The following is a 4,773-nucleotide window of genomic DNA, read 5'->3' on the forward strand; positions in this document are numbered from 1 at the left end:
TCGGCCTTTGCAGACATCCGGGCAGCTTCGAATGAGTGGCTGTTATCTCGCGGTCAGCGGCACTTGGCGCCGATTTGGTGAAGAAAGCCTGCGTTGATCTCCCGTGTAGGGCAGCCTTTCATAAACGTAATTTCCAGGTCAGCATCCTGTTGGTACCGCGCTCCTAACATGGCTCCGCGCTCGAACGAAAAAGGTTCGCCGCGATTAACCGACACCATGAAGGAGTGCATGATGAAATCGAAACTTTCCCGACTCGCCGTCACGCTGGCCCTCGCATTGGCTTCCGGTAGTGCTGCCTATGCTCACGAGGAGAATTCCGAGGCCATGACCGGTCACTGGTTGAGCCACGTTGCGGAGGGCAAGGGGACGCCGACGGCCAACCAGCTGGCGCCGTACGGCTATCCTGCCGCCAGGAGCGCCGATCGGGAGATCAACGTGCCTGACGGAGGGCACCTGAATGTCACCCGTCTTGAAACGGCGAGGATTACCGTCGGCGGGAAGTCCATTGTCTGGACCTTCGATACCCTTGGCACGAAGTCATTTCCGCTTTCCACGATTCTCCCGGGCACCGGTGGAACCATCGTTTACGTGGCTGAAAACCCTATGTATTCCGGCGGGTGATCGCTCATCCGCATTGTTGTAGCGGCCCGTGCATCGGGAAACGCCCTCTTCCGGAGGGCGCGCCCATTTTCTCCCCCATGCAGCAGGCCTCGTAAATGAGCCATGAGACTGGTTACGGCGACAGGCCCATTGATCGGGCATATCCAGTTCACTGGGGGCGGGATGCTGTGTTGGCCGTGTCCGGAAACGACATCGTGAAGCGGGTGGTGCCGTTGTTCGAATCGACCTCGACGGTGCCTGCATGTGCGACAACGATGGACTTGGCGATCGCGAGTCCCAGCCCGGAATTTTCGGTGGTGCGGTGTCGCGAACCGTCAACGCGATAGAAGCGGTCGAACAGGCGCGGCAAATGTTCGCGAGGGATGTCGTTGCCGGTGTTCTCGACCGATACCAGCGTCCTGCCGTTGCCGCCGCTTTCGATCCGGACGTTCACCCTGCCGCCCTCCGGCGTATGTCGGAGGGCGTTCGACAGCAGGTTTCCGACGGCACGGCGCAGCATCAGCCGGTCGCCAAGGGTTCGCCCCCTTCCCTCAAGCGACAGGGCGATCGATTTCTCCTCGGCCAGGACATTGTAGAAGTCCAGCAGATTGCCGATTTCCTCGGCGAGATCGATGTTCTCCCGATTCGGAATGATCTGTCCGTTGTCGGATTTCGCCAGGAAAAGCATGTCCGAGATCGTTCGCGACAAGCGCTCGAATTCTTCGGCATTGGATTCGAGGACGACTCGATAATCCTCTGCCGTCCTCGCCTTGGAGAGCGTCACCTGGGTTTGCGTCAGCAGATTGCTGACCGGCGTCCTCAACTCGTGCGCCAGGTCCGACGAAAAGTTGGATAGCCGCTGAAAGGATTCCTCCAGGCGCGAGAGCATTCCGTTCAAGGTGGCGGCGAGATCGGCCAGCTCGTGCGGAATCGACTCCACCGGGAGGCGGGTATAGAGGCGATTGGCCGTGATCTCGTCCGCCCGGCGTTTGATCGCCTTCAGCGGGGACAGCCCGCGCCGGACGGCAAACCAGCCGAGGAGCCCCATGGCCACGGTTGCAGCCCCAATGAACGTCCACAACGACTGCCGGAACGAATGCATGAAGTGCTCGTGATGGACGATGTCGACGGCAATCGCCAGCGTGTGCGCAGGCGATGCGACACGGTCCGCGCCCGCCCTTCGCTCGGGGATCTGCATGGCGACGCCGCGCCATGACCGGCCGTCCGGGTCCGTCCATTTCGTCGGCACTTGCGGGGCCGTGGCACCGGTTGCGGACGGAAGACGATCGGGAAAGGCCAGGGGCGCGTTGGCATAGATCGCCATCCCGCTTTCGTCATGCACCGCAACTGCCAGTCCGGGATGTCCGCTGAAGGCTGCGCCCAGGCGGTCGGCAAGCGGTACCCCGGGGCGATCGTGCGGCTGGCCTTCCAGAATCTGCCGGGCCACCGCCGTTTTTTCCTTCAACACTTCCATGTCCTGCTCCTCGAAGTGGCGTTCGACGGCGTGGCCGATCACCAGGCCGAGCAGGAAAAGCACGCAGGCCGAGGCCAGCGCGAACAGCAGGGTCAGGCGAAGCGTCAGGGACGGGCTGCGCGACAGCATCAATCGGCGGCCTCCAGGACATAGCCCATGCCGCGCACCGTGCGGATCAGCTTGAGTTCGAAGCCGTCGTCGATCTTGACGCGCAGGCGCTTGATCGCCACCTCGATGACATTCGTGTCGCTGTCGAAATTCATGTCCCAGACCTGCGAAGCGATCAGTGAGCGCGGCAGGACTTCGCCTTGGCGGCGCAAAAGCAATTCCAGCAAGGCGAACTCCTTGGCCGTCAGGTCGATGCGCTTGCCGGCCCGATTGACGCGCCGGCGCAGCAGGTCGAGTTCGAGGTCGGCGGCACGCAGGCACTCGGACTCCTTCGCCTTTCCGCCGCGCCGCAGCAGCGTCCGGACCCGGGCCAGAAGTTCGGAGAAGGCGAACGGCTTGACCAGATAATCGTCGGCGCCAAGCTCCAGCCCGCGCACCCGGTCATCCACCTCGTCGCGTGCGGTCAGGAACAGCACGGGCACCTCCCTGCCGGCAGCGCGGATGGCGCGCAGCACTTCCCAGCCATCCATGCCGGGCAGCATCACGTCGAGAACGATCACGTCGTGGCTGTCGGTCAGCGCGCAGTGCAGGCCGTCCCGGCCGTCGCGCATCAGGTCGACGACGAAGCCGGCCTCGACCAGGCCTTGTTTGAGGTAATCGCCCGTCTTCGGCTCATCCTCGACCACGAGAATTTTCATTCGTTACCTATCTCCATGACTTGCCTCCAATCCTGCCCTGCCATTCTGCCTCCGGCCGGCAGTGCAGGTTCGAAGATTACGGAAATGTAATCTCCGGGTCAGCTTCCGGTAGGGTGCCGTCGGTCAGACTTCCACTCGCATTCCGGCCATTTCGGATCGTTGCCGGCCATCCGCCATACGAAACTTGCTTACGGAGACTGAACATGAATAAGCGCCTTTCCTTCCGCACCCACCTCCTCGTCGCAGGCCTCTTCGCCGCCGGCATCGGCATGCCGATGGCCGCCTTGGCCAGCACCGGGCATGACCACGGCCACGGGCACGGCCAGGCGCATGCTCCGTCGGCGAAAACCATGGCCGACGGCATGGTCAAAAAGGTGGACCGGCAGGCCGGGCGCGTCACGATTTCGCACGGCCCGCTGCCCAACGGCATGCCGGCGATGACGATGGTGTTCAAGCCGCTGGACGCCGAATGGCTGGGCAAACTGCGGGAGGGCGAAAAGATCCGCTTCACCGCCGAAGACCGCCAGGGCGTGATGACGCTGACGCAGTTCGAAACGATCAAGTAACAAGGATGGCCGGAAGGCATTTCCTCCGGCCACGTCGAGGGAAGGTAGAACCATGAGCCGCTTTCGCAGCAGCCTGATCGTCATCCTTGTCGCCGGTGCCTGGAGCTTCACGGCTTCCGCCGGCGAGGCGGTTCCGGGAGGAACGCTCGAATCCCTGCTCGCCTATGCCCGCGACCGCAACCCGGAAATCGCGGCCATGCGCTTCGAGGCCGATGCCGCCGGCGAACGGGTCGTTCCCGCCGGCGCCCTGCCGGACCCGAAGTTCCGCACCGAATTCCGCGACATCACGCGCATGGGCGAACAGAAGGCGACGCTGGCGCCGAGCCAGGTCGGCAGCACCAAGTACCTGCTGATGCAAGACATTCCCTGGTACGGCAAACGCGACCTCAAGCGCGAAATCGCCGAGCAGGAAGCGGAAGGCGCACGCGGCCGCGCGCAGGGGGCGTGGAGCGAAGTTGCCGCACGCATCAAGACGACCTACGCACAGCTTTTCTACGTGCAGCGGGATGCGGCGCTGACGCAGGAAATCCTGGACCTGATGGTGCGCGTGGAAAAAGTTGCCCAGGTGCGCTATGCCGGCGGCCTCGCCGCGCAGCAGGACGTCATCCGCGCACAGGTGGAACAGACGGCCATGCGCAACGAACTGCTGGCCCTCGAAAACGAACGCCACCACCTGCGGGGGCGCATGAACGCCTTGCTGGCGCGACCGGCCGGAGCCCCGCTGGCCGACCCCGCGGCGGCCCGTCCGCTGCCGGCGCCGGCGCGACTCGACCAGGCAACGCTGGAGGATCGTCTGCAGGCGAAGAACCCGCAGCTCTTCGCCGACGATGCGCGCATCCGGGCCGCGGAAAAGGGGCGCGATCTCACCTACCGGAACCGCTACCCCGACTTTACCGTCGGCGTCTCGCCGATCCAGTACCAGAGTTCGGTCAAGGAGTGGGAGTTGATGGTGGAAATGAACATCCCGCTGCAATGGTCGTCGCGACGGGCGCAGGAGCGCGAATCGGAAGCCATGCTTGCCGCCGCCCGCGCACGCAAGGATGCGACGACCTGGCAACTGCTAGCCGAGCTGTACGAGAACCTCGGCAGCCTGGAAACCGCGCGGCGCAGCGAACTGCTGGCCAGCAACCAGCTGCTGCCGCAGGCGGAGACGGCGTTCCGCGCCGCGCTCGCCGGCTACGAGAACGGCAAGGTCGACTTCGCCACGCTGCTCGAAGCGCAGCGCCAGATCCGTCAGGCCAAGCGCAGCCAGCTGAAGGCACAGACGGAGGCGCAAATGCGTCTGGCCGACATCGAACGACTGTTGGGAGAAGAACTATGACGCAGG

General features: G+C 63.9%; 5 protein-coding genes. 3 read left to right on the forward strand and 2 right to left on the reverse strand.

All coding sequences use genetic code 11. The features are described from left to right. The first annotated feature begins 228 nt into the window (after window positions 1-228). A complete protein-coding gene (locus tag RKP46_RS06060; RefSeq protein ID WP_311105805.1) occupies window positions 229-621 on the forward strand; it encodes a CzcE family metal-binding protein in 393 nt (130 codons plus the stop codon). A 148-nt stretch (window positions 622-769) separates the two neighbouring features. Here RKP46_RS06060 and RKP46_RS06065 read toward each other — a convergent pair whose 3' ends face one another. Further along, the gene (locus tag RKP46_RS06065; protein WP_311105811.1) at window positions 770-2,203 is read right to left on the reverse strand and encodes a heavy metal sensor histidine kinase; all 1,434 of its coding nucleotides are present in this window, start codon (window positions 2,201-2,203) and stop codon (window positions 770-772) included. Further along, window positions 2,203-2,880, reverse strand: a complete 678-nt coding sequence (locus RKP46_RS06070) for a heavy metal response regulator transcription factor (RefSeq protein WP_311105806.1) — start codon at window positions 2,878-2,880, stop codon at window positions 2,203-2,205. The genes RKP46_RS06065 and RKP46_RS06070 overlap by 1 nt, the downstream gene beginning before the upstream one ends. 203 nt (window positions 2,881-3,083) lie before the next feature. Here RKP46_RS06070 and RKP46_RS06075 point away from each other — a divergent pair, with 203 nt between their 5' ends. Both RKP46_RS06075 and RKP46_RS06080 read left to right on the forward strand, forming a co-directional pair. Then, window positions 3,084-3,446: a copper-binding protein gene (locus RKP46_RS06075; protein ID WP_311105807.1), complete on the forward strand. Its 363-nt coding sequence runs from the start codon at window positions 3,084-3,086 to the stop codon at window positions 3,444-3,446. A gap of 52 nt (window positions 3,447-3,498) precedes the next feature. Further along, on the forward strand, window positions 3,499-4,767 hold the full coding sequence (locus RKP46_RS06080; RefSeq protein ID WP_311105808.1) for a TolC family protein: 1,269 nt from the start codon (window positions 3,499-3,501) through the stop codon (window positions 4,765-4,767). The last annotated feature ends 6 nt before the right edge of the window (window positions 4,768-4,773 follow it).

Source organism: Accumulibacter sp. (assembly GCF_031732815.1).
In the GTDB taxonomy this organism is placed as follows: Bacteria; Pseudomonadota; Gammaproteobacteria; order Burkholderiales; family Rhodocyclaceae; genus Accumulibacter.

Coding starts and splice junctions, on each gene's coding strand:
- RKP46_RS06065 (WP_311105811.1), bottom strand. CDS start 2,203: ATGCTGTCGCGCAGCCCGTCCCTGACGCTTCGCCTGACCCTGCTGTTC.
- RKP46_RS06070 (WP_311105806.1), bottom strand. CDS start 2,880: ATGAAAATTCTCGTGGTCGAGGATGAGCCGAAGACGGGCGATTACCTC.
- RKP46_RS06075 (WP_311105807.1), top strand. CDS start 3,084: ATGAATAAGCGCCTTTCCTTCCGCACCCACCTCCTCGTCGCAGGCCTC.
- RKP46_RS06060 (WP_311105805.1), top strand. CDS start 229: ATGATGAAATCGAAACTTTCCCGACTCGCCGTCACGCTGGCCCTCGCA.
- RKP46_RS06080 (WP_311105808.1), top strand. CDS start 3,499: ATGAGCCGCTTTCGCAGCAGCCTGATCGTCATCCTTGTCGCCGGTGCC.